The following is a 22397-nucleotide window of genomic DNA, read 5'->3' as shown; positions in this document are numbered from 1 at the left end:
TCTCGATGAACCTGCTCGCCGCGGACGGCCACGCCGCCGTCCCCGTCCTCGACCCGGCCGCGGCCGACGGTGCCTTCAGCCTGCTCTGGCTGATCGTCGCGCTGCCGCTGCTCGGTGCCGTCGTGCTGCTCGTCGGCGGCCGCCGCACCGACTCCTGGGGCCACTGGCTCGCCACCGCGCTGCCGATCGGCTCGTTCGTGCTCAGCGTCGTCATGCTCGTCGGCCTCATGGGCCGCGACGAGGCGGACCGCAGCGTCACCCAGCACCTGTGGACCTGGTTCTCGGTCGGCGCCCTCGACGTCCGCTTCGACCTGCTGCTGGACCCGCTGTCGGTGCTCTTCCTGCTGCTGATCACCGGCGTGGGCTCGCTGATCCACGTCTACTCGATCGGCTACATGAGCCACGACCCGCGCCGGCGCCGGTTCTTCGCCTACCTCAACCTCTTCGTCGCCGCGATGCTGACGCTGGTGCTGAGCGAGACCTACCTCGGCCTGTTCCTCGGCTGGGAGGGCGTGGGCCTCGCCTCCTACCTGCTCATCGGGTTCTGGCAGCACAAGCCGTCGGCCGCGGCCGCCGCGAAGAAGGCGTTCGTCCTCAACCGCGTCGGTGACATGGGCCTGGCGCTGGCGATGGGCCTCATGTTCGTCACCTTCGGCACCTTCAGCTTCACCGCGATCTCGCAGGCCGCCTCCGGCGCGAGCGCCGGCGTGCTCACCGCGATGGGCCTCCTGCTCCTGCTCGGGGCGTGCGGAAAGTCGGCCCAGGTGCCGCTGCAGGCCTGGCTCCTGGACGCCATGGAGGGCCCGACCCCGGTCTCCGCGCTCATCCACGCGGCGACCATGGTGACCGCGGGCGTCTACCTGGTGGTCCGCTCGAACTTCATCTTCGAGCGCGCCCCGCACGCCCAGACGGTGGTCGTGGTCGTCGCGACGGTGACGCTCCTGTGGGGTGCGGTCATCGGTTGCGCCAAGGACGACATCAAGAAGGCGCTCGCCGGCTCCACGATGAGCCAGATCGGCTACATGATGCTGGCCGCCGGCCTCGGCGTGTACGGCTACGCGTTCGCGATCTTCCACCTGATCACGCACGGCTTCTTCAAGGCCAACATGTTCCTCGGCGCCGGCTCGGTGATGCACGGCATGGACGACGACGTGAACATGCGCCACTACGGCGCGCTGCGCAAGGCCATGCCGGTCACGTTCCTGACCTTCGCGATGGGCTACCTGGCGATCATCGGCTTCCCGCTGTTCTCGGGCTTCTGGTCCAAGGACAAGATCATCGAGACCGCGCTGGTGGAGAGCCCGGTCGCGGGTGTCTGCGCCCTCATCGGCGCCGGCGTGACCGGCTTCTACATGACCCGCCTCATGCTCATGACGTTCCTGGGCGAGAAGCGCTGGGAGAAGGGCGTGCACCCGCACGAGTCGCCCTCGGTCATGACCGGCCCGCTCGTCGTCCTGGCCGCCCTCTCGGCGCTGGGCGGCGTCCTCTACCTGGGCTCCTGGATCACCGACTGGCTCGCGCCGGTCGTGGGCGAGGCCCCCGAGCACGACCTGCCCGTGCCCGGCATCGTCTTCTCGCTCGTCACGCTCGTCGTGGTGGCCGTCGGTGTCGCGATCGCCTGGTCGATGTTCGGCCGCCGGCCGGTGCCGGCCACGGCCCCGGAGAAGGTCAGCCCCTTCACCACGGCCGCCCGCCACGACCTCTACGGCGACGCCATCAACGAGGTCGTCGTCGGCGCCCCCGGCCGCGCCCTCACCGGCGCGCTGGTGGTGATGGACGAGCGGGCCGTCGACGGCGCGTTCACCGGCTCCGGCACGATCGCCGCCGGCGTCGGCAACGTGATGCGGCGGCTCCAGTCCGGCTACGTGCGCTCCTACGCCCTCTCCGTCCTGGCAGGCGCCGTCCTGCTGATCGCGGCCCTCCTGGTGGTGAACCTCTGATGGACTTCCCCTGGCTCTCGCTGACCGTCGCCGTCCCGCTCGTCGGGGCGCTCGTGGTCGCGCTCAGCCCCCGCACCGGCCGCCTCGCGCAGCAGGTCGGGCTCACGTTCTCGCTGGTCACCCTGGCGCTGGCCGTCGTGGTCGCCACGCAGTACCAGGCCGGCGACGGCATGCAGCTCACCGAGACCTACTCGTGGATCCCGGCGCTCGGCGTCCACCTCGCCTGGGGCGTGGACGGCCTCGGCCTGCTGATGATCCTGCTGGCCGGCGTCCTCGTGCCGATCGTGCTGGTCGCCGCCTGGAACGACACCGAGGTCGACCTGGACGGCGTCGGGCAGGGCACCGCGGCCGGGTTCACGGCCCTCGTCCTGGCCCTCGAGGGCCTGGCGATGGCGGTCTTCCTGGCCACTGACGTGTTCCTCTTCTACCTCGTCTTCGAGGCCACGCTCATCCCCGCCTACTTCCTCGTCGGCGGCTACGGCCGCGAGGGCCGCTCCGCGGCCGCGGTGAAGTTCCTGGTCTTCCAGCTCGGCGGCGGCCTGGTGATGCTCGCCGGCGTCGTCGGCCTGTACGTGGTCTCCGCGCAGGCGGGCACGCCGAGCTACCTGCTCTCCGACCTCATGGGCCTCGACATGCCCACCGAGGCCGGGCGCTGGCTGTTCGTCGCCTTCTTCACCGCCTTCGCGGTGAAGGCGCCGCTCTTCCCCGTGCACACCTGGCTGGCCGACACCACCGGCAAGGCCACCCCGGCCACCTCGGTGCTGCTGGTCTCCGTGCTCGACAAGATCGGCACCTTCGGCATGCTGCGGTTCTGCCTCGGGATCTTCCCGGAGGCCTCGCAGTGGGCGACCCCGGTGGTCGTGGCCCTGGCGCTCATCTCGATCGTCTACGGCGCGTTCCTGGCCATCGGGCAGGACGACCTCATGCGCCTCATCGGTCTGACCTCGCTGTCCCACTTCGGGTTCATCACGCTCGGCATCTTCGTGTTCTCCACGGCCGGTGCCTCGGGCGCGGTGCTCTACATGGTCAACCACGGCGTCGGCACGGCCGCGCTGTTCCTCGTCGCCGGCTTCGTCGCCGCGCGCCGCGGCACGACCTCGATCCGCGAGCTGGGCGGCCTGGAGAAGGTCACCCCGGTGATGGCGGCGATGCTGCTGATCGCCGGCCTGGCGACCCTGAGCCTCCCGGGCCTCAGCCCGTTCGTCTCGGAGTTCCTCGTCCTCATCGCGGCGTTCCAGTACCACTGGTTCGTCGGCGCGATCGCGGTCACCGCCGTCGTCCTGGCCGCCATCTACATCCTCTGGATGTACCAGCGGACGATGACCGGCCCGCCGCCCACGGTGGCCGAGGCGCCCGACGCCGAGGCCGCCCGCAAGGACCTCGGCGTGCGCGAGCTCGTCGCCGTGGTGCCGCTGGTCGTGGCGCTCGTCGGCTTCGGGTTCTTCCCGCAGCCGCTGCTCAAGGCCAGCAACGACTACGTCGGTGACCTGCTCACGCACGTGGGCGTGGTCGACGACAGCCCCACCGTGCCGGTCGCCACCGGCACGAGCGCCGAGGAGGGCGAGCACTGATGGAGTTCGTGAAGCCGACGATGGCCTACGCCGAGATCTGGCCGATCATCGCGGTCCTCGGCGTCGCCGTCCTGGGCGTCGGCGTGGAGGCCTTCGTGCCCCGCGGCCGCCGCCTCGTGGTGCAGGTCGTGCTCGCGCTGGCGGGCCTCGTGGCCGCCGGGGCCGGCACCGTCTACATCGCCGCGAACCTCGACGTCGTCGCCGGGCGCACCGCCCGGGGCGTCCTGGGGGCCGGCGGCTCGATCGTGGTGGACGGCCCGACCGTCTTCATCTGGGGCCTGATCCTGGGCTTCTCGGTCCTCGGCGTCCTGCTCTTCGCCGAGCGCCGCCTCGAGTCCGGCGTCACCGCGTTCGCCGGCCAGGCCGCGGCCCTGCCCGGCACCGAGGCGGAGAAGCGGACCCAGGGCCTGGAGCACACCGAGGTCTACCCGCTGCTCATGTTCGCCGTGGGCGGCATGCTGCTCTTCCCGGCGTCCGGGGACCTGCTGACGATGTTCGTGGGTCTCGAGGTCCTCTCGCTGCCGCTGTACCTCATGTGCGGCCTCGCCCGGCGCCGTCGCCTCCTGAGCCAGGAGGCCGCGCTGAAGTACTTCATGCTCGGCGCCTTCTCCTCCGGGTTCTTCCTCTACGGCATCGCCCTCACCTACGGCTTCGCCGGCTCGATGGACCTCGCGGCCATCGACATCGCGGTTCGCAGCGACCTGGGCAACCGGACGCTCGAGCTCACCGGCATGGCGCTGCTGACCGTCGGCCTGCTGTTCAAGGTCGGCGCCGTCCCGTTCCAGGCCTGGACGCCCGACGTCTACCAGGGCGCCCCCACCGCGGTCACCGCGTTCATGGCGGCCTGCACCAAGATCGCCGCCTTCGGCGCGCTGCTGCGCCTCTTCTACGTCGCCTACGGCGCGGAGCGCTGGACGTGGGCCCCGGTGCTCGGCACCGTCGCCGCGATCACCATGCTGCTCGGCGTCCTCATGGCCATCGCGCAGACCGACGTGAAGCGGATGCTGGCCTACTCGGCCATCGCCCACACCGGGTTCCTGCTCACCGGCGTCGTCGGGCTCCAGAGCCCCGGCGACCTCGCCAGCGGACAGGTCACCTCGCTCCAGGCGGTCATGTTCTACCTGGCCACCTACGCGTTCGCGACGGTCGGCGCCTTCGCCGTCGTCATGCTCGTGCGGGACGCCTCGGGCGAGGCCACCGGCATGGACCGCTGGGCCGGGCTCGGCCGCCGCTCGCCGGTGGTGGCGGGCGTGTTCTCGCTCTTCCTGCTCTCGATGGCGGGCATCCCGCTCACCGCGGGCTTCGCCGGCAAGTGGTCGGTCTTCGAGGTCGCGATGTCCGCGGGCCTGTGGCCGGTGGTGCTCGTGGCGATCCTCGCCTCGGTCCTGGGCGTGTTCTTCTACGTCCGCCAGATCCGGGTGATGTTCTTCCTGCCGCCCACCGAGGCCTCCGCCTCGGTCGTCCAGCCCTCCCCGCTGACGGTCGTCGTCATCACCGTCGGTGTGCTCGGCACCCTGTTCCTGGGCCTCATGCCGGGCCCGGTGATGGAGCTGGCGAGCGATGTCGGACAATTCATCAGGTGAGCGCCACTCCTCCTCCGGCCAACCTCGCCCTCCCGGTCACCGACCCCGAGCTGGCGCACCGGCTCCAGGAGCGCCTGGACACGGTCGAGACGCTCCTGTCGGGCCACGTGCGGGCACGGACGGACTACGTCACCGAGGCCGCCAGCCACCTCCTGGACGCCGGCGGGAAGCGGTTCCGGCCGCTGCTCGTGCTCCTCGCGGCGGAGGCGGGTGACCGCCCCGGCAGCGACGAGGTCCTCACCGCCGCCTGCGTCGTGGAGATCACCCACCTCGGCTCGCTGTACCACGACGACGTCATGGACGAGGCCGACGTGCGCCGCGGCGCCCCCTCGGCGAACGCCCGCTGGGACAACAACACCGCGATCCTCGTCGGGGACTTCCTCTTCGGCCGCTCCTCGGAGCTGACCGCGGACCTCGGCCCCGACGCCGTGCGCATCCAGGCCGCCACGTTCACCCGGCTGGTCGAGGGCCAGATCCTCGAGACGATCCCCGCCCCGGAGGGCACCAGCGCGCTGGAGCACTACCTCGAGGTCGTCGCCGGCAAGACCGGCTCCCTCATCGCCACCTCCGCCCGCTACGGCGCCATGTTCGGCGGCGCGGGCAAGGACGTCGAGGACGCGCTGGCCGAGTACGGCGAGATCGTCGGCTGCGCCTTCCAGCTCGCCGACGACATCGTCGACATCGCCTCCGAGACGGGCGACTCGGGCAAGACCCCGGGCACCGACCTGCGCGAGGGGGTGCCGACCCTGCCGGTGCTCATGGCCCAGGAGGACGCCGCGGGCTCGACCGACCCCGACGACCTCCGGCTCCTCGACCTGCTCTCCCGCCCGCTGTCCGACGACGCCGAGGTGGACGAGGCGCTGCGGCGCCTGCGGGCCCACCCCGCGATGGACCGGGCCCGCGCCTACGTCCAGGACCGCGCCGAGGAGGCCAAGAAGCACCTCGCCGTCCTGCCCGCCGGGCCGGTGCGCGACGCCCTCGAGGCGTTCGCCGACCTCGTCGCGGTGCGCACGGGCTGAGCGCCCCCGCCGGTCAGGCGTCGGCGGCCGGTTCCGTCCGCGCGTAGCCGTCGATGACGCGGCGGAACTGGTCCACGAAGGTCTCCACCAGGCTCAGCTGCTCGGGGGAGTAGTCCCTCATCAGCTGCTCCAGCCGCTCGCGCAGCGGTGAGAAGAACTCGTCCCCGTCCGCGTGCACGTCGGCGCCGGCATGGAGGGTGACGAGTCGCCGGTCCGCGTGGCCGCGTGCCCGGGTGACGTGGCCCGCGTCCTCCAGCCTGTTGAGCAGGATGGACGTGGCGCCGCTGGTGAGGCCGATGCGTTCGGACAGTCGCGCCGGAGTCAACGGCAGGCCGCGCTCCTCGGCGCGGATGATCTCGGTGATCGCCGTGGCGTCGGTCGGGTGCATCCCCATGCGCCGGGCGAACGTGCGGCCGAGGTCGCTCTGGGCGGCGCCGGCGGCCCAGAACGAGCCGATGATCCGCTCTCGCTGCGCGTCGTCCTCGCTGGTGCTCTCGTGCATCTCGACCTCCGCGGAGAGGTTAGCATCGTCCCTAAGTACCTTTGCCACAAAGCGGCATTGTGAAAAAGGGGCTATCGTCGGTCGGGCGGACGCACCCGGCGTCCCGCGCCTGACCGCTCCACCACGCCTGCAAGGACGGACACGACCATGCGCCTCAACCACGTCAACCTCTGCTCCAGCGACGTCCCCGGCCTCGCGGAGAAGCTCGCGACCCACTTCGGCTACCGCATCGCCGACTCGGGCACGTACCCCGCGCCAGACGGCTCCGGCGACGCACACTTCGCGATGGTGATCGGCGCCGACGGGTCCGAGCTGGTCATCACGCAGATCGCCGGCGACGAGCGTGGGTCCGCGTACCCGCCGGGCTTCCACGTCGGTCTCCTCCAGGACTCCCGTGAGGCCGTGCTCGCCAAGCACGAGGAGCTGATCGCCGCCGGGCTGAACCCGGGCAGCATCAGCGACGGCTTCGAGGTGTGGGGCGCGACCTGGACGGCGTTCTACTGCCCGCTGGGCGACGGACTGGAGATCGAGGTCAACTACCGCACCCGCTCCGACTTCCTGGACGGTGCGGTCGTCGCGCGCTGAGCGCCGCCCCGCTGGTGGCGCAGCGCCTCGACGCTGAGGACGACGAGGGCGGCCCACACGAGCGCGAACCCGATCCACCGCGAGGTCGGCATCGCCTCGCCCTCCACCAGGACGCCGATGAGGAACTGGATGGTCGGCGTCAGGTACTGGAGCAGACCGATGGTGGAGAGGCTGAGCCGCGTGGTGGCGGCGCCGAAGCAGAGCAGCGGGACGGCCGTGACGAGCCCGGTGGTGGTGAACAGCAGCGCGTGGCCGAACCCCTGCGAGCCGGCCTGGGCCTGGCCCGTGACGCCGAGGACCGCCAGCACGGCCAGTGCCGGCAGGAACAGGACGCCGGTCTCCACGGTGAGCGACTCGACGGCCCCGGCGGACACCGTCTTCTTCAGCAGCCCGTACGTGGCGAAGGAGAAGGCGAGGACGAGGGCGATCCACGGCGGACGCCCGTAGCCGACGGTGAGCACCGCGACGGCGGCCACGACCAGCGCGATCGCGACCCACTGCCCGAGCCGCAGCCGCTCGCCGAGCACGAGGACGCCCATCCCCACCGTGACGAGGGGGTTGATGTAGTAGCCGAGCGCGGTCTCCACGACGTGGCCGGTGACGACACCGCCGATGTAGACGCCCCAGTTGAGGCTGATCGCGCAGGCCGCCACGGCCAGGAGCCCGGCGGAGCGCCGGTCCCGCACGAGCGCCAGGACCCCGCGGCCACGGCGCAGCACGGCCACGACGACGAGCATGGTGAGCAGCGACCAGACGAGGCGCTGGGCGAGGATCTCCACCGGCCCGGAGGGTTCCAGCAGGGGGAAGTACAGCGGGAACAGGCCCCACATGGCGTAGGCGGCGACGCCCAGCAGCATCCCGCGGCGTCCGTCGCTCACCCGGTCGATCCTAGGGCCGGGTTTGGTTGACGGTTGCATCGACCGGGCGTGAGTCGGGCGGTCGTCGGGCGGTAGCCGGGCGGCAGGAGGGCGGAGGAGTGCCGTTGCCGCGTGTGGACTCCCTGTGGGACGCGCCTCAGCCGGGTACGGTGAGGCGCCGATCGGGTGCTCGACCTGTCTCGTCGCCCGCCCGCCGTCCGGACCACCACCAGGGAGCCACCCCGTGACCCGCACCGTGACCCGTCCCCTGACCCGTCCCGCCTCCCGCACCAGCCCCGTGAGGACCGCCGCGAGGCCGGCATCCCGCCGAGGCGCCGGCCGCGCGCCGGCAGCCGTCCTGGCCGTGCTCACCGCCCTCCTGCTGGCGTCGGGGGTGGCGCTCGCCCCCGCGGCCAGCGCGGCCCGGCGCGAGAACCGCGAGGTGACGATCTCGGGGCGCGAGCCGGTCGACAACCGGTTCGTGGTGATCGGGAAGGTGACTCCGACGCCCGACCCGGCGATCCACGTCCGGATCGAGATCAAGGACTGCAAGCGCGACCTGGCCTGCAAGAAGCCGTGGCGGCTGTACTCGCGGGTGACGACCAAGGAGAACGGTCGGTACCGGGCGAAGGTGCGCGGGCCGAAGGACGGCTACAACCGGGTCTACTACCGCGCGCACGTGGTGAGGACGGCCAAGTGGCAGGCCGACTTCTCGCGGGAGATCTACATCCACCGCGTGGACTGAGCCCGGCAGCAACGACGACGGAACGACGAACGGCCCGGCAGCCCCGTGAGGGGCGGCCGGGCCGTCGTGCGTGGTGCAGGGTGTGACCGCGTCGGGGTGACGGGACTCAGACGACCGTCCAGGTGTCCCCGCCACCGAGGAGGGCTGCGAGGCGGTCGGAGCGGTCGCCGGTGGCCGCCGCCGTGGCGGTGGCGACCTGGGCACGCGCCTGGTCGTCGTAGACCGGGCGGTCGACCTGACGGAAGATGCCGATCGGCGAGCGGTTCAGGTACCCCGCGTCGGTGAGGCGGCTGATCGCGAACGCGGTCGTCGGGTCGGGCTGGTGGGCGTCGTGGACGAGCACCTGCTCGAGCGACACCTGGCCGTCGCCGTCCCCGATCTCCGCGACCTCGACGCCGCCGTGGGCCGCGCGGACGAGGCCCTTGGTGCCCCCGCCGAAGACGATCGGCTGACCGTGCTCCAGCGGGATGAGGGCGTGCTCCTTGGTGTCGCGGTCCTTGATCGCGTCGAAGGCGCCGTCGTTGAAGATCGGGCAGTTCTGGTAGATCTCCACGAGCGAGGTGCCGCGGTGGGCGGCGGCGGCGGCGAGGACCGAGGTGAGGTGCTTGCGGTCGGAGTCGATGGTGCGGGCGACGAAGCTGGCCTCGGCTCCCAGGGCCAGCGACACCGGGTTGAAGGGGTGGTCGACCGAGCCCATGGGGGTGGACTTGGTGATCTTCCCGGCCTCGCTGGTGGGGGAGTACTGGCCCTTGGTGAGTCCGTAGATGCGGTTGTTGAACAGCAGGATCGTCATGTTGACGTTGCGGCGCAGGGCGTGGATGAGGTGGTTGCCGCCGATGGAGAGGGCGTCGCCGTCGCCGGTGACGACCCAGACGGAGAGGTCTTGGCGGGAGGTGGCGAGGCCGGTGGCGATGGAGGGTGCGCGTCCGTGGATGGAGTGCATCCCGTAGGTGTCGAGGTAGTAGGGGAACCGGGAGCTGCAGCCGATGCCGGAGATGAAGACGATGTTCTCGCGGCGCAGGCCGAGGTCGGGGAGGAAGCCCTGGACGGCCTTGAGGACGGCGTAGTCGCCGCAGCCGGGGCACCAGCGGACCTCCTGGTCGCTGCTGAAGTCCTTGCCGGTGAGCGTCTCGCCCTCGGCGAGGGTGGGCACGCCCTCGGTGCCTCGCAGGCTGGGCAGGCCCAGGTCGGTGGCGGTCACTGCACGTCCTCCTTCTCGGTGCCCTCGACCAGGGCGGTGATGGCCTCGGCCAGCTCGGCGGCCTTGATCGGCATGCCGTTGACCTGGTTGTAGCCGACGGCGTCGACCAGGTAGCGGCCCCGGACGAGCAGGGCCAGCTGGCCCAGGTTCATCTCGGGCACGAGGACCTTGTCGTAGCTCTTGAGGATCTCGCCGAGGTCGTTCGGGAACGGGTTGAGGTGACGCAGGTGGACCTGCGCGACCTTGCCCCCGGCGCGGCGCACGCGACGGACCGCGGCGCCGATCGGGCCGTAGGTGGAGCCCCAGCCGAGCACGAGGACGCGCGCGCCCTCACCGTCCTCGCGGCCCGGGTCGTCGACGGCCAGCGGCGGCAGGGAGGCGGCGATGCCGTCGACCTTCGCCTGGCGCAGGCGGACCATCTTCTCGTGGTTGGCGGGGTCGTAGGAGATGTTGCCGGTGCGGTCGGCCTTCTCCAGGCCGCCGATCCGGTGCTCCAGGCCCTTCGTGCCCGGGGGAGCCCACGGGCGGGCCAGCGTCTCCTCGTCGCGCGCGTACGGCTCGAAGGTCTCGCCCTCGGCCGGCGCGGTGGCGAAGTCCGCCTCGATCCTGGGCAGGTCGGCCACCTCGGGGACGTGCCACGGCTCGGAGCCGTTGGCCAGGTACCCGTCTGAGAGCAGCATGACCGGCGTCCGGTAGGTCACGGCGATGCGCGCGGCCTCGAGGGCGGCGTCGAAGCAGTCGCCGGGGGACTGCGGGGCCACGATCGGGACGGGCGCCTCGCCGTTGCGGCCGAACATGGCCTGGAGCAGGTCGGCCTGCTCGGTCTTGGTGGGCAGACCGGTCGAGGGGCCGCCGCGCTGGACGTCCACGACGACGAGCGGGAGCTCGGTCATGACCGCCAGGCCGATGGCCTCGGACTTGAGGGCCACGCCCGGGCCGGACGTGGTGGTGACGCCGAGCGCGCCGCCGTACGCGGCGCCGATCGCGGAGCCGATGCCCGCGATCTCGTCCTCGGCCTGGAAGGTCGTGACGCCGAACGCCTTGTGCTTGCTCAGCTCGTGGAGGATGTCGGAGGCCGGGGTGATCGGGTAGGACCCGAGGAAGACCGGCAGGTCCGACTGCACGCCGGCGGCGACGAGGCCGTAGGCGAGCGCCAGGTTGCCGGTGATGTTCCGGTAGGTGCCGGCGGCCATGGGGGCCGGCTTGACCTCGTACTGGACGACGAACGTCTCGGTCGTCTCGCCGAAGTTCCAGCCCGCGGAGAGCGCCGCGAGGTTCGCGTCGCGGATGTCGGCGACCCGCGCGAACCGGCGGGAGAGGAACGCCTGCGTCGGCTCGATCGGGCGACCGTAGAGCCACGAGAGCAGACCCAGGGCGAACATGTTCTTGGCGCGGGCAGCGTCCTTGCGGGACAGCCCGAACTCCTTGACCGCCTCGACGGTCATGCCGGTGAGGTCGACCGGGTGGACCGAGAAGCCCGCGAGCGGGCCCTGGTCGCCACCGGACTCGGCGTCGAGCTCCTCCAGCGGGTTCGACTCGTAGCCGGCCTTCGCCAGGTTGCGCGTCGTGAAGTCGTGGGTGTCGACGATGACCGTCGCGCCCTTAGGCAGGTCGCCGATGTTCGCCTTCAGCGCCGCCGGGTTCATCGCCACCAGCACGTCCGGGGCGTCGCCCGGGGTGAGGATGTCGTGGTCGGCGAAGTGCACCTGGAACGACGAGACGCCGGGGATCGTGCCCTGGGGCGCGCGGATCTCCGCCGGGAAGTTCGGCAGCGTGACGAGGTCGTTGCCGAACGCCGCCGACTCCTGGGTGAACCGGTCACCCGTCAGCTGCATGCCGTCACCGGAGTCGCCCGCGAACCGGATGATCACCCGGTCGAGCTGCTTGACCTGCTTGGACACCTGTGTCCGCTCCTCCACTCGGTGCGTCACCGCGGGAATGTCGGGGCCGAGCGTCGGCGGGGTCGGCGCGCTGGGAGCAGCGCGGCAGGCCGGCTCGGGCGATGACGCGCTCCCCACTGTAGACGCGGGGTGAGGCTGCCCTTTCCTCCTGTCAGGGGGTGGACGCCCTCTCCGCGTCCCGTCGAGATGTGCTCCTGCCGTGGGCGTGTGGCCCACATCACGGGCGAGGCGTGCTCGACTTATCTCTCTTAATACGACTAATCTGCTCGACATTAACGACAAAGCAGTCACCGTCCGGGCCACCACCGGCCCGCACGACGAGAGGAATCCCGTGACACGTTCCCCCCGCCTCCGCCCCCGCCAGGCTGGTCGGTCCGGCCGCCGACGCGGCACCGCCGCCCTCGTCGGCCTCGTCGCCGGCGCCCTGCTCCTCACCGCCTGCGGCACGTCGAGCGACGCCAGCGGCGGCGACACCGTCAACGTCGTGGGCTACTCCGTGCTGGAGCAGGCCAACGAGGGCGTCATCGCCGCGTTCAACAAGACCGAGGCCGGGTCCGGCGTCACGGTGAAGGGCTCCTACGGCGCCTCGGGCGACCAGAGCCGGGCCGTCGAGGCCGGCCTCGACGCCGACGAGGTGCACCTCTCCCTCGAGCCGGACGTCACCCGGCTGGTCGACGACGGCCTCGTCGCCTCCGACTGGAAGGACAACGCCACCGACGGCGTCTGCACCCAGTCGATCGTGGTGTTCGTGGTCCGCAAGGGCAACCCGCTCGGCATCACCAGCTGGAGCGACCTCGTCAAGGACGACGTGAGCATCGTGACCCCGAACCCCGCGTCCTCGGGCTCGGCGAAGTGGAACCTGCTCGCCGCCTACGGCTCCGTGATCGCGGACGGCGGCTCGCAGTCGGACGCCGAGAGCTACATGACCGACTTCTTCTCCCACGTCGCGGCGCTGCCCGACTCCGGTCGCGACGCCACGACCGCCTTCGAGTCCGGCACCGGCGACGTCCTGCTCTCCTACGAGAACGAGGCGATCCTGGCCCGCCAGTCCGGCGCCGACTTCGACTACGTCGTCCCCGACTCCTCGATCCTCATCCAGAACTCCTGCGCCCTGCTGAAGGACGCCTCGCAGGCGGCCTCGGACTTCATGGACTTCCAGAAGTCCAAGGAGGGTCAGACGCTCTACGCCGAGACCGGCTACCGCCCGCTCGTGGACGTCGGTGACGTGACCGTCGACGGCGCCAACGACCCGTCGAACCCCTTCCCGGACCCGAAGAAGCTCCTCACCATCGACGACGACTTCGGCGGCTGGGACAAGGCGAACACCGAGTTCTTCGACGAGGACAACGGCATCCTCACCACGATCCAGGCCTCCTCGGGGGTCTCGTGACCACGCTGACCGTGCGCCCGGCCCCGCCCGGGCCGCCGGCCTCCGGGTCGGACCACCGCCGACCCAGGCGGGCGCGGCCCAAGCGGCACACGCTCACCGGGGGCTCGGGGCTCGGCCTCGGCGTCGCGATGATCTGGTTCAGCCTCCTGGTCCTCATCCCGCTGGCGGCGGTCGTCGTGACCGCCGCCGGCGGCGGGGTCGGCACCTTCGTGGACGCCCTCACCAACGCCCAGACGCTGGCCGCGCTCCGGCTCACCGTCGGCGCCGCCCTGGTCGTCACCGTCCTCAACATGGTGATGGGCACGGTGATCGCGTGGGTGCTGGTGCGCGACCGGTTCTGGGGCAAGCGGGTCATCGACCTCGTCATCGACATCCCGTTCGCGCTGCCGACCATCGTCGCCGGCCTGGTGCTGCTCTCCCTCTACGGGCCGGGCAGCCCCATCGGCGTCCAGGTGAACAACACGCGGTGGGCGGTCTTCCTGGCGCTGGCGTTCGTGACGCTGCCCTTCGTGGTGCGCACGGTGCAGCCGGTGCTCGAGGAGATCGACACGGACGCCGAGGACGCGGCCGCGGCCCTGGGCGCCGACCGCTTCACGACGTTCCGTCGGGTCGTCCTGCCGGCGCTCGTGCCCGCGATCTTCTCGGGCGCGGCGCTGAGCTTCGCCCGCGCGATCAGCGAGTACGGCGCCGTCGTCCTGCTCTCGGGCAACCTGCCCGGGCGCACCGAGGTGGTCTCCGTCCGCCTGTTCTCCTCGATCGAGGGCGGCAACACGGCGGCGGCCGCGGCGCTGGCCACGGTCATGCTCCTCATCGCCCTGCTGGCGATCGTGGTGCTGGACCTCGGCCAGAGGTGGGTGGCGCGTCGTGGCTAGGACCTCCACCGCCGTCGGACGCCGCAACCCGGCGCTCACGTGGGCGCTGCGGCTGGTCGTGATCGGCTACCTGCTCATGCTGGTCGCCTGGCCGTCCGCCTACGTCGTGCGGCACACCTTCGCCGACGGGTTCACCTCGCTGGCGACCGCCTTCGCCGACCCGGACGTCGTGCACGCCCTGCTGCTCACCGCGCAGGTCGCGGTGGCGGCCGTCGTCATCAACACCGTGTTCGGCGTGGGGGTCGCGCTCCTCCTGGTGCGGACCCGATTCCCGGGGCAGCGCGCGCTCTCGGCCCTCGTGGACCTGCCGCTGTCGGTCTCGCCCGTGGTGGTCGGCCTGGCGCTGGTGCTCGTCTACAACCCGCGCACCGGCTGGTTCGGCCCGTGGCTGGCCGAGCACGGCGTCGACATCATCTTCTCCCGGCCGGGCATGGTGATGGCCACCTGCTTCGTGGCCCTGCCGCTGGTGATCCGCGAGGTCGTCCCCGTCCTCGAGGAGCTGGGGGAGGACCAGGAGCAGGCCGCGCGCAGCCTCGGGGCCGGCACGCGCCAGACCTTCCTGCGGATCACCCTGCCCAGCATCAAGTGGGCCGTCGTCTACGGCGTCGTGCTCTCGCTGGCCCGCTCGATCGGCGAGTTCGGCGCCGTGAAGGTCGTCGCCGGCAACATCAGCGGTCAGTCCGTCGTGGCGACCGTCCTCGTCCAGCAGAAGTACCAGAACTTCGAGCAGGACACCGCCTACGCCGTGGCCTTCGTGCTCGCCCTCGTGGCGGTGCTGTGCCTGGTGGTGGTCGCCCTGCTCCGACCCAGTGAGGGAGAACGATGAGCATCGAGGTCCGGGGGGTGTCCAAGCGCTTCGGCGACTTCGTGGCGCTCGACGACGTGAACGTGAGCCTGCCGACCGGCCAGCTCACCGCCCTGCTGGGCCCCTCCGGCGGCGGCAAGTCGACGCTGCTGCGGATCATCGCGGGGCTCGACTCGGCCGACTCCGGCACGGTGACCATCGAGGGCACCGACGCGACCCACCTGCCGCCGCAGCGGCGCAACGTGGGGTTCGTCTTCCAGCACTACGCGGTCTTCAAGCACATGACGGTGGCCAAGAACGTCGCGTTCGGCCTGGAGATCCGCAAGCGGCCCAAGGCGGAGATCAAGAAGCGGGTGGACGAGCTGCTCGACCTCGTCCACCTCGGGCAGTTCGCGCACCGGCTGCCGAGCCAGCTCTCGGGCGGTCAGCGGCAGCGCATGGCCCTGGCCCGGGCGCTGGCGGTCGAGCCGTCCGTCCTGCTCCTCGACGAGCCGTTCGGCGCGCTGGACGCGAAGGTGCGCAAGGAGCTGCGCGAGTGGCTGCGTCGCCTGCACGACGAGGTGCCGGTGACCACCGTCTTCGTGACCCACGACCAGGAGGAGGCCCTCGAGGTCGCCGACGAGATCGTGGTGGTCAACCAGGGCCGGATCGAGCAGGTCGGCACGCCCGACCAGCTCTACGACGAGCCGGCCAACGACTTCGTGATGGGCTTCCTCGGCGAGACGACGACGCTCGAGGGCCGGATGGTGCGGCCCCACGAGATCGAGCTGTCGCCGGTGCGCACCGCCCACGAGCTCGACGGCGTGGTCGTGCGGCTGCTGCGGGTCGGCTTCGAGGTGCGGCTCACCGTGCTGGTGGACCGCACCGGCGAGGAGGTGCAGGTCGTCACCACGCGCGCCCACGCGCGGGCCCTCGGGCTGGACGTCGGGGACGTCGTGCACCTCAGCCCGGCGTCGGTGCTCGTCTGAGGCGGCCGTAGCCTGCCGACGTGGCAGCAGAGCACGTCGACGTCGTGGTGGTCGGGGCCGGCCCGGCCGGTTCGTCGGCGGCCCGGGCGGCGGCGCAGGCCGGTGCCCGGGTCGTCGTCCTGGAGAAGGCGGTGCTGCCGCGCTACAAGACGTGCGGGGGCGGGCTGATCGGGCCGACCCTCGCGGCGCTGCCCGGGGCGCCGCCGGTGCGGGCCGACATCGCGCGCGTGACCATGACGCTGCGCGGCGGGTCGCCGAAGGAACGCCGGAGCCCGGACGGCGGCCCGGTGCTGCGCACCTCCGCGCGGACCGAGCTCGACGCCTGGCTGGCCGACGCCGCTGTCGAGGCCGGCGCCGAGCTGCGCTGCGGGGTCTCGGTGGGGGCGCTGCCCGCCGGGGCCGGCGAGGGCGAGGGCCCGGTGGAGCTGAGCACGTCGGAGGGGCCGGTGCGGGCGTCCGTCGTCATCGGCGCGGACGGCACGTCGAGCCGCGTCGCGCGGGCGGTGGGAGTCCGGCTCGCCGAGACCGACCTCGGCGTCGAGCTGGAGCTGGACGCCGGCCCGCTCGCCGCCGCGTGGGCCGACCGCGTGCACCTGGACTGGGGCCCGCTGCCCGGCTCCTACGGCTGGGTCTTCCCCAAGGGGGACTCGCTCACCGTCGGCGTCATCGCCGCCACCGGGCGGCCGGTCGAGACCAAGGCCTACCTGCGCGACCTCGTGGCCCAGCAGGGGCTCGGGGGCCTGCGGGTGCGGCACGACTCCGGGCACCTCACGCGCTGCCGGACGCCGGACTCCCCGCTCGGTCGGGGGAGCCTGCTCGTCGCGGGGGACGCCGCCGGGCTGCTCGAGCCGTGGACGCGGGAGGGGATCTCCTTCGCCGTCCGCTCCGGCCTGGCCGCGGGCCGGGTGGCCGCCGAGCACGCCCTCGGCACGGCGTCCACCTCCCACCTCGGAGGGCTGGTCTCGTCCTACGAGGCGGCCCTGGCCGCGGACCTCCTGCCGGAGATGGCGGCAGGACGCCGCTGCCTGGCCGCGTTCGAGAAGCGACCTGCCGCCTTCCACCACCTGCTCGCCGGCCCCGGCTGGGGCTCGTTCGCCCGGCTCACCCGCGGCGAGACCACGCTGGCCCGGGCGTGGGACCGGCGCGTGGTCCGCGCGGGCATCGGCCTGCTGGCGCGCTGACGCGACGGGAGGCGCCGCGTCGCTCCTCCCGCCGCGCGGCGCTCAGCGGTAGTTGGTGGACAGAGCCGGTGCTTCCAGCAGGTCGCTGGAGCGTGCATCAGGGGTCGTCGGGTCAGGCTCGGAACCCTGGGTCAGGACGGTTCCTCGATCGCTTGCGGGCTGGGTCCGGACTGATCGAGCTCTCGCCGAATGGCTGCGACGGCGTTCGGGAGGTCGCCCGTGACGGTTGCCCGGACGCGCATCAGGTTGATCGCGCCGTAGCCGTGGGCGATCCGGTGGCGCAGGCCGCGCATGTCGGGCCACTCGCCGGGGAAGAGTCGCTCGGCGACGCCATCGGGCAGCCGGGTGAGCGTCTCGAGGCCGGCGAAGAGCCGCATCGACATCGCGTCCACCACGAGCTGGGGATCCGTGGTGGTGGTCTCGGCGTACGCGGTAGCTGCGTCGAAGTGGACGAGCGCCTCGGTCAACAGCTCTTCGACCGTCCTGCTCACAGTGCGACCGCCTCCCGCAGGACCCGTTCCTCGAACTCCGGGCGAAGGTCGTCGCTCGGAACGATGTCGACAGGCATGCCGACCACCTCCGACGCCTTCCGCTCCAGGCGCGAGACCTGGACGAGGCCGACGTCGGTGGGGAGGTCGACGAGGAGGTCGATGTCGGAGCCGTCATGATCCTGCCCCGTCGCGACGGACCCGAAGACGCGGACGTTCGATCCGCCGGCTTCCTCGAGGAGGCCGAGGATCTCGGCCCGGTGCTTGCGCAGGGCCATGCCTCGCGGGCTCGTGCCGTGGAACCGGAGCAGGCGGGAGACCTCTGGCTGGCTCCGACCGATCGCGGTGGCGATCTCCGCCTGCGTCATCCCCTGGGCGTGAGCGCGACGCACCGCGTCGACGAGGTCACGGCGCGCTCGTGCCACCGCCTCGTCAGAGCGCTGCGCGACCTCGGCAAGCGTGGACATTCGCTCAATATAGCAAGTGTTATTGGGCGCCTCGGGTCGGCCTCGCACTCGGCTCACCGACCTCCTCATGCTCGTCGGCACGGCGAGGAGGGCTGGCTCTTCCCGTCAGGTGACGCCCTGCTGGACCGCAACGGCGCCGGCCACGTGCGGCCGACCGCGCGGGATCGCGCGCGGTCAGCCGCGAGTGAGCCCATGCGCCAGGTCGGCGTCCGGACTCCTGTGGACCGGCCGCACGCCACAACGCGCTGGCCAGCGCAAATGCGCCGGATCAGCGGTAGTTGGTGAACTGCACCGCGAAGTCGAAGTCCTGGCCCTTGACCAGGGAGATGACGGCCTGGAGGTCGTCGCGCTTCTTGGACGAGACGCGGAGCTCGTCGCCCTGGATCTGCGCCTTGACGCCCTTGGGGCCCTCGTCGCGGATGAGCTTGGAGATCTTCTTGGCGTCCTCGGAGGTGATGCCCTCCTTGAGCGCGATGTCGATCTTCGACTGCTGGCCCGACTGGCGGGGCTCGGAGGCGTCGAGGACCTTGAGGGAGACGCTGCGCTTGATCAGCTTCTCCTTGAAGACGTCGAGGACGGCGGAGGCGCGATCGTCGGCGGAGGCACTGATCTCGATCCCCTGCTCGCCCTTCCACTCGATGGTGGCGCCGGTGCCCTTGAAGTCGTACCGGGTGGCGACCTCGCGGGCCGTCTGGCTCAGGGCGTTGTCGACCTCCTGGCGGTCGAGCTTGCTGACGATGTCGAACGACGAGTCGGCCACGGTGGCTGCCTCTCCTGCGTCTCGGGGCTGCGGACTGCCCCGTCGCGCGGATTCCGCTCGCGCCCGGGGGCTGCGCTATTGTCTCCTCTCGTTGTGGAGCCGCCCAAACGCGGCAGCACGACACGGCAGATTGCCCGAGCGGCCAATGGGAGCGGACTGTAAATCCGTCGCGAAAGCTTCCCAGGTTCGAATCCTGGATCTGCCACCAGCAGGACAAAGAGCCCCTGACCAGCGGAAACGCCGGCCAGGGGCTCTTTCGTCGTGTCCGGCTGTGTCTGACGGTGACCGGCTGTGTGCGGGGGTCTGTCCCAAATGCGTCCCAAAGTTTGGGGCGCCAGTCGCCGCTCGGTCGGCGTGAGGCGCGACCCTCGAGCCGTAGATGTGCGGACGTGAGGAGTTCGTGACCGCGTCCTTACCGAGGAGCCGAAGTAATTGAAACTTGGCGTACCTAACGTCGTCGTGAGGGTCAACGGACCCGGCGACTTCGAGAGGACGGGCACATGGATTCAGCGGCACCGAAGGACGAGGGCAGCACTTGGGACGTGGTCGTGGTCGGCGGCGGCCCGGTGGGGTGTGCGGTCGGCCTGGAGCTGAGGCGCCACGGAGTCCGTTGCCTGGTGATCGAGAAGGACGCGGTGACGCCCCGCTACCCCGTCAAGGCCATGCTCCTCAATCCCCGGACCCTGGAGTTCATGCGTCGTTGGGGCATCGCGGACGACATCCGCGCGGCCGCCACGACGCCTGAGGGATGGCGGAAGGGGGTCACGTTCGCCACGTCGCTCACGGGCAAGGACCTGGGGCACTTCCGCGACGGTTTCGACTTCCGCGCCTCGGAGGAGGGCGACGACGTCTCGGAGGGCGCGCAGGTCATCATGCAGCCCGACACCCTGCGCGTGATGCGCGCAGCCCTGCTCGAGTCGGGAGCCACCTACCGCGACGGCGTGACGGTCGACGAGGTGGTCGACGGACCTGACGGCGTGGTCGTCACGATCACGGATCAGGCAACTGGCGGCGTGTCGACGCTCCACGCGGCGTACGTCGTCGGAGCCGACGGTCCGCAGAGCATCGTGAGGTCGACCGCGGGGATACAGCGCTCGGGCCGGGGAGGGATCGCGGCCAACCTGCTGCTCCACTTCCGGGTCGAGGGCCTGCTGGACGAGGCCGGCCCGACGCCGGCAGCGTTCACCAGCCTGACCTCCCCGGCAGGCAGTGCCTTGGTCGTCCCCATCGACCGAGAGACCTGGTGTGCTCACGTGGCGGGCCATCCGGTCGACGTCGACGTCGACAAGCTCGACGTCGAGGCCATCGTCAGGCGAATCATCGGCGCAGATCGCCCCTTCGAGGTCGTCTACGCCGGTGCGTACAAGATCCACGAGCGGATCGCCGACGAGTATCGCGCGGGACGACTCTTCCTCGCCGGCGACGCTGCTCACCTGTACGCGCCCTTCGGCGGACACAACATGAACTCGGGCTTCGGTGATGCCGTCAACCTCGGCTGGAAACTGGGAGCCGTGGTGAATGGCTGGGCCGACGACTCCTTGCTCGACACGTACGGGCCTGAGCGACGGCCGATCGCTGTCACGAATGCCACGGAGGCGTCGAGCAACGTCGCGCGCTTCGTCGGCGCAGCGCGCGGCATCATCGAGGAGATGGCGGGGACGGACGTGGATGCGCCCGGTGTCGAGGCTGAAGCGAGGCGTCGCGGCTGGGGCGACCGCCTGTGGCAGGGCACCAAGCTCCAGTACGTGGCTCGCGGGATCACCCTCGATCAGCGTTACGTCAGCGCTGCGGTGGCTGACGACGACGGTGACGTCGCGCCGTGGACGTCGATGACCTACACGCCGAGCGCCAAGCCGGGACATCGCCTGCCGCACGTGTGGCTCGAAGACGGGTCGTCGCTCTATGACCACCTGGCTCCTGGACTCACCCTGCTCGCGGCGCCGTCCGCGAGTGTCTCGGCCGAGAGGTTCAGGCAGGCTGCCGTGGCTGCCGGCACGCCGCTCGAGATCCTCGAGATGAACGACCTGGCGCTGCGGGTGAAGTGCGGTGCTCCACTCGTGCTGGTCCGTCCCGATCAGCACGTCGCCTGGCGTGGGCATGGGGTGGAGGACGCGGATGCCGTCCTTGCCGTGGCGACCGCTCGCACGGTCTCGACGGGCGTATCTGGCGCTGCGTGACGCGCGTGATGTAGATGCTCGCCCTCGTCGGGGCCGGGGTGGTCGCGCCCCGACGGGGTCGTGCGTCCCGGAGTCCGCACCGTCCTGACTCGTCCAGGTCGCCCCCCCGGGTGGGGCCCTCACGCGGATCGGTTGTCTGCGGGCTTGTCCCGCCTGCGTACCAGCGTCAGGGCGGTGGTGGGCGGACGCACGCACGCGGCGCCGGCGCGACTCAGCCTCGCTCGGTGCGTGCTCGTGCGTCGATGCGGACTCCGAGGTCATCGAGCTCGTCGAGGAGCGCGGCGGCGCCCCACACCTGGTTGCGGGTGCGCTGGGTGAGCGGTCGGACGACAACGCTTGTGTGGAGGCGGTCGATGGCGGCGTAGACCGAGCTCGGTGGCCCGCCAACGGTGGTGGCGATCTCGTCGGTGGTGAAGACCGGCGTCTCGAGCAGCGTGTCGAGGATGCGGCGGGCTGCGGACCCGTTGCGGGGCCGGCGCGCCGCGTCCAGCCAGGTGTCGGGCAGCTCGGCCAGTCGAGTGGCGGTGGTTGCGGACTCCTCCGCAGCCAGCGTGGAGGCGTGGGTGAAGGCGCGGATGATCGGCGCCGCGTCACCTGCCCGATAGGCGCCGAGGGCGTCGAAGTAGTCGTCGCGTCGAGCCACCAGAGCCGAGGCGAGGGGGACGACGACGCGGCTGGTGATGCCGCGTCGCCGCAGGATCGTGTTGATGAGGGCGCGTCCGATCCGGCCGTTGCCGTCGGTGAAGGGGTGGATCGACTCAAACTGCGCGTGCGTCAGGGCTGCCTGGGTGAGGACGGGTACGTCGGTCCGTCCGGCATAGGCGATCAGGTCGTCGAGGTGTGCGGGCACGGTCTCGGGTGGGGGCGGCACGTAGAGGGCGCCGCGGGGGGAGTGGTCCGACCCGCCGATCCAGTTCTGCATGTCCCGGAGGCGGCCCGCGTAGGCGCGCTCCTCGGGGTCGTCTGCCATGAGGATGCGGTGGGCGGACAGGATGGCCCCGAGCGTGAGGGCGCGGCCGGTGCCAGTGCAGCTGCCGGCGGTGCCCGGTGGGTGCGCGTCGGTGTTGGGTCCGACGGAGTCGATGAGGTCGGCCAGCGCCCGGGTGGAGGCCACCATCGACATCGCCGATGCGTTCGCCTTCATCCCGTGCAGGGCGCGGGCGTAGTCGTCCGTGGACGCCTCGACCCGCTCGATCTTGGACGACGCGACGGACTCGGCTCGCAGCAGCATCGTCGCCAGGGGAGCGAGGTGCTCGCCGTGAGTGTCGTCGAGGCGGCTGATGGCCCGCAGCGCGGCGTCCATCTCCGCGCCGAGCGCGGACGGCGTCGCGAGGTCCAGGTCCGCCAGTCGAGGCGGCAGGCTCACCTCGACCTCGCGCATCGTC

Annotated in this window: 20 protein-coding genes and 1 tRNA gene; 13 read left to right on the top strand and 8 right to left on the bottom strand. The window is 71.5% G+C overall.

The window, feature by feature from the left end; translation table 11 throughout:
• The first annotated feature begins 5 nt into the window (after window positions 1-5).
• From nuoL to E8D37_RS15845, 4 genes are read left to right on the top strand one after another with little or no spacing between them, the layout of a single operon-like run.
• Window positions 6-1940: an NADH-quinone oxidoreductase subunit L gene (nuoL, locus tag E8D37_RS15860; RefSeq protein WP_136570781.1), complete on the top strand. Its 1935-nt coding sequence runs from the start codon at window positions 6-8 to the stop codon at window positions 1938-1940.
• Window positions 1940-3511: an NADH-quinone oxidoreductase subunit M gene (locus E8D37_RS15855; protein ID WP_136570780.1), complete on the top strand. Its 1572-nt coding sequence runs from the start codon at window positions 1940-1942 to the stop codon at window positions 3509-3511. The genes nuoL and E8D37_RS15855 overlap by 1 nt, the downstream gene beginning before the upstream one ends.
• The gene (gene nuoN, locus E8D37_RS15850) at window positions 3511-5094 is read left to right on the top strand and encodes an NADH-quinone oxidoreductase subunit NuoN (protein WP_136570779.1); all 1584 of its coding nucleotides are present in this window, start codon (window positions 3511-3513) and stop codon (window positions 5092-5094) included. The genes E8D37_RS15855 and nuoN overlap by 1 nt, the downstream gene beginning before the upstream one ends.
• Window positions 5091-6113 carry a polyprenyl synthetase family protein gene (locus E8D37_RS15845; protein WP_240770489.1) on the top strand — a complete coding sequence of 341 codons (1023 nt, stop codon included), beginning with the start codon at window positions 5091-5093 and terminating at the stop codon, window positions 6111-6113. The genes nuoN and E8D37_RS15845 overlap by 4 nt, the downstream gene beginning before the upstream one ends.
• A 13-nt stretch (window positions 6114-6126) precedes the next feature.
• Here the strand turns inward: E8D37_RS15845 and E8D37_RS15840 are convergent, their stop codons facing one another.
• Window positions 6127-6615 carry a MarR family transcriptional regulator gene (locus tag E8D37_RS15840; protein WP_136570778.1) on the bottom strand — a complete coding sequence of 163 codons (489 nt, stop codon included), beginning with the start codon at window positions 6613-6615 and terminating at the stop codon, window positions 6127-6129.
• Between the two features lie 147 nt (window positions 6616-6762).
• Here E8D37_RS15840 and E8D37_RS15835 point away from each other — a divergent pair, with 147 nt between their 5' ends.
• Window positions 6763-7200, top strand: coding sequence for a VOC family protein (locus E8D37_RS15835; protein ID WP_136570777.1), 438 nt, complete (start codon window positions 6763-6765; stop codon window positions 7198-7200).
• On the opposite strand, the gene rarD is transcribed toward E8D37_RS15835, so the two are convergent.
• Window positions 7152-8078: an EamA family transporter RarD gene (gene rarD, locus E8D37_RS15830; RefSeq protein WP_206055792.1), complete on the bottom strand. Its 927-nt coding sequence runs from the start codon at window positions 8076-8078 to the stop codon at window positions 7152-7154. The two genes, E8D37_RS15835 and rarD, sit on opposite strands and share 49 nt — an antisense overlap.
• A 223-nt stretch (window positions 8079-8301) precedes the next feature.
• Here rarD and E8D37_RS15825 point away from each other — a divergent pair, with 223 nt between their 5' ends.
• Window positions 8302-8802: a hypothetical protein gene (locus E8D37_RS15825; protein WP_136570776.1), complete on the top strand. Its 501-nt coding sequence runs from the start codon at window positions 8302-8304 to the stop codon at window positions 8800-8802.
• Between the two features lie 106 nt (window positions 8803-8908).
• Here E8D37_RS15825 and E8D37_RS15820 read toward each other — a convergent pair whose 3' ends face one another.
• Both E8D37_RS15820 and E8D37_RS15815 read right to left on the bottom strand, forming a co-directional pair.
• Window positions 8909-9973 (bottom strand): 2-oxoacid:ferredoxin oxidoreductase subunit beta, encoded by a 1065-nt coding sequence (locus E8D37_RS15820; RefSeq protein WP_136570949.1) that lies wholly within the window; start codon window positions 9971-9973, stop codon window positions 8909-8911.
• 26 nt (window positions 9974-9999) lie between these two features.
• Complete coding sequence (locus E8D37_RS15815) at window positions 10000-11904, bottom strand: 2-oxoacid:acceptor oxidoreductase subunit alpha (RefSeq protein ID WP_136570948.1); 1905 nt, start codon at window positions 11902-11904, stop codon at window positions 10000-10002.
• Between the two features lie 331 nt (window positions 11905-12235).
• Between E8D37_RS15815 and E8D37_RS15810 the strand changes: the two genes are divergently transcribed.
• The 5 genes from E8D37_RS15810 to E8D37_RS15790 are packed head-to-tail and all read left to right on the top strand — an operon-like array spanning window position 12236 to window position 17120.
• Window positions 12236-13294 carry a sulfate ABC transporter substrate-binding protein gene (locus E8D37_RS15810; protein WP_136570775.1) on the top strand — a complete coding sequence of 353 codons (1059 nt, stop codon included), beginning with the start codon at window positions 12236-12238 and terminating at the stop codon, window positions 13292-13294.
• Window positions 13291-14166: a sulfate ABC transporter permease subunit CysT gene (gene cysT / locus E8D37_RS15805; protein WP_240770488.1), complete on the top strand. Its 876-nt coding sequence runs from the start codon at window positions 13291-13293 to the stop codon at window positions 14164-14166. Before E8D37_RS15810 ends, cysT begins: the two co-directional genes overlap by 4 nt.
• Window positions 14159-14992 (top strand): sulfate ABC transporter permease subunit, encoded by an 834-nt coding sequence (locus E8D37_RS15800; protein ID WP_240770487.1) that lies wholly within the window; start codon window positions 14159-14161, stop codon window positions 14990-14992. Before cysT ends, E8D37_RS15800 begins: the two co-directional genes overlap by 8 nt.
• Complete coding sequence (locus tag E8D37_RS15795; RefSeq protein WP_136570774.1) at window positions 14989-15939, top strand: sulfate ABC transporter ATP-binding protein; 951 nt, start codon at window positions 14989-14991, stop codon at window positions 15937-15939. The genes E8D37_RS15800 and E8D37_RS15795 overlap by 4 nt, the downstream gene beginning before the upstream one ends.
• Before the next feature lie 20 nt (window positions 15940-15959).
• Window positions 15960-17120 (top strand): geranylgeranyl reductase family protein, encoded by a 1161-nt coding sequence (locus tag E8D37_RS15790; protein WP_206055790.1) that lies wholly within the window; start codon window positions 15960-15962, stop codon window positions 17118-17120.
• A gap of 131 nt (window positions 17121-17251) precedes the next feature.
• Here the strand turns inward: E8D37_RS15790 and E8D37_RS15785 are convergent, their stop codons facing one another.
• The 3 genes from E8D37_RS15785 to E8D37_RS15775 form a co-directional block, all read right to left on the bottom strand.
• Window positions 17252-17611, bottom strand: a complete 360-nt coding sequence (locus E8D37_RS15785) for a HepT-like ribonuclease domain-containing protein (RefSeq protein ID WP_136570773.1) — start codon at window positions 17609-17611, stop codon at window positions 17252-17254.
• Entirely contained in the window at window positions 17608-18075 is a 468-nt protein-coding gene (locus tag E8D37_RS15780) for a nucleotidyltransferase domain-containing protein (protein ID WP_136570772.1), read from the bottom strand. Before E8D37_RS15780 ends, E8D37_RS15785 begins: the two co-directional genes overlap by 4 nt.
• A 268-nt stretch (window positions 18076-18343) precedes the next feature.
• Window positions 18344-18835 (bottom strand): YajQ family cyclic di-GMP-binding protein, encoded by a 492-nt coding sequence (locus E8D37_RS15775; RefSeq protein ID WP_136570771.1) that lies wholly within the window; start codon window positions 18833-18835, stop codon window positions 18344-18346.
• A gap of 124 nt (window positions 18836-18959) precedes the next feature.
• Between E8D37_RS15775 and E8D37_RS15770 the strand changes: the two genes are divergently transcribed.
• Both E8D37_RS15770 and E8D37_RS15765 read left to right on the top strand, forming a co-directional pair.
• Window positions 18960-19043: transfer RNA gene (locus tag E8D37_RS15770), tRNA-Tyr, on the top strand.
• Between the two features lie 292 nt (window positions 19044-19335).
• Window positions 19336-21012 (top strand): FAD-dependent monooxygenase, encoded by a 1677-nt coding sequence (locus E8D37_RS15765; protein WP_136570770.1) that lies wholly within the window; start codon window positions 19336-19338, stop codon window positions 21010-21012.
• 211 nt (window positions 21013-21223) lie between these two features.
• On the opposite strand, the gene E8D37_RS15760 is transcribed toward E8D37_RS15765, so the two are convergent.
• Window positions 21224-22393 (bottom strand): Fic family protein, encoded by a 1170-nt coding sequence (locus tag E8D37_RS15760; RefSeq protein ID WP_240770486.1) that lies wholly within the window; start codon window positions 22391-22393, stop codon window positions 21224-21226.
• Between the last annotated feature and the right edge of the window lie 4 nt (window positions 22394-22397).

It is taken from the genome of Nocardioides sp. GY 10127, assembly GCF_004919085.1.
Taxonomy (GTDB): domain Bacteria; phylum Actinomycetota; class Actinomycetes; order Propionibacteriales; family Nocardioidaceae; genus Nocardioides.
Note: the sequence above shows the minus strand (reverse complement) of the source record. Positions and strands in the feature narration are given on the sequence as shown.

Excerpts from the sequence above, each read along its gene's own strand:
- nuoL (WP_136570781.1), top strand. The coding sequence starts at position 6 with ATGAACCTGCTCGCCGCGGACGGCCACGCCGCCGTCCCCGTCCTCGAC.
- E8D37_RS15855 (WP_136570780.1), top strand. The coding sequence starts at position 1,940 with ATGGACTTCCCCTGGCTCTCGCTGACCGTCGCCGTCCCGCTCGTCGGG.
- nuoN (WP_136570779.1), top strand. The coding sequence starts at position 3,511 with ATGGAGTTCGTGAAGCCGACGATGGCCTACGCCGAGATCTGGCCGATC.
- E8D37_RS15840 (WP_136570778.1), bottom strand. The coding sequence starts at position 6,615 with ATGCACGAGAGCACCAGCGAGGACGACGCGCAGCGAGAGCGGATCATC.
- E8D37_RS15835 (WP_136570777.1), top strand. The coding sequence starts at position 6,763 with ATGCGCCTCAACCACGTCAACCTCTGCTCCAGCGACGTCCCCGGCCTC.
- E8D37_RS15795 (WP_136570774.1), top strand. The coding sequence starts at position 14,989 with ATGAGCATCGAGGTCCGGGGGGTGTCCAAGCGCTTCGGCGACTTCGTG.
- E8D37_RS15780 (WP_136570772.1), bottom strand. The coding sequence starts at position 18,075 with ATGTCCACGCTTGCCGAGGTCGCGCAGCGCTCTGACGAGGCGGTGGCA.
- E8D37_RS15765 (WP_136570770.1), top strand. The coding sequence starts at position 19,336 with ATGGATTCAGCGGCACCGAAGGACGAGGGCAGCACTTGGGACGTGGTC.
- E8D37_RS15760 (WP_240770486.1), bottom strand. The coding sequence starts at position 22,393 with ATGCGCGAGGTCGAGGTGAGCCTGCCGCCTCGACTGGCGGACCTGGAC.